The organism is Paenibacillus thermotolerans (assembly GCF_028745515.1).
GTDB classification, from domain to species: domain Bacteria; phylum Bacillota; class Bacilli; order Paenibacillales; family YIM-B00363; genus Paenibacillus_AE; species Paenibacillus_AE thermotolerans.
In genome coordinates this window covers 1-609 of record NZ_JAQZSG010000094.1, presented here as the reverse complement: position 1 = coordinate 609, position 609 = coordinate 1, and the positions used below count along the sequence as shown (strand labels likewise).

Here is a 609-nt window from a genome sequence, read left to right as displayed (position 1 = left end):
GAGAGAGTATTCGAGAGCATTCCCCTTAAATACGAGGGACGGACATCACAGACGCTAAACCCCGATTTTTGGCGCTTATTCATGATATTTTGAGGTAATAACTGCAGTGGTGTCCGTTAAAACTGCAAAATCTATCCAAAACACTGAATAACTGCAACTCTGTCCGTTAGACAGCGGAGGGATGATTAGACTCACTGTAACACTGTCAGATTGAAGATTGTTAACATTCTGAACATTAGTTCAAAGTTTTGTCACAATCGTTCGACGTTATTTGACAAACATTTCAATAATGGCTGTTGTATAATCTCAACAGATGTCATATTGGGGCGGAAGAATGGAGAGCAAGTGAGCATGAGCGAACAGCAGTTAAGAGATATCATTGAAAAAACCCGTACTGAAATGATCAAGGTTGCCGCAGAGAAGGGCTGTCTCTTCGATCAGCATGTTATTGAAATCAGCGGCAAGCTGGATCTGCTTATTCTGCAGCATCAAAGAATATCGCGAATTTCGAAGCTGAGACAAAGCGCACTCTTAATCGAAACACCCGCCTAAAGCAGGTGTTTCTTTTTTTTCTACAACTGACCAATTAACGTACAAAACTTAGTTTCA

At 40.9% G+C, this 609-nt stretch carries 1 protein-coding gene; it reads left to right on the top strand.

Features of this window, described 5'->3' with window-relative positions; genetic code table 11:
* The first annotated feature begins 351 nt into the window (after positions 1-351).
* A complete protein-coding gene (locus PT964_RS26370; RefSeq protein ID WP_274366336.1) occupies positions 352-552 on the top strand; it encodes an aspartyl-phosphate phosphatase Spo0E family protein in 201 nt (66 codons plus the stop codon).
* Positions 553-609 lie beyond the last annotated feature (57 nt).

What these genes read in the sequence shown, in the direction of transcription:
- PT964_RS26370 (WP_274366336.1), top strand. Translation starts at nt 352, where the DNA reads ATGAGCGAACAGCAGTTAAGAGATATCATTGAAAAAACCCGTACTGAA.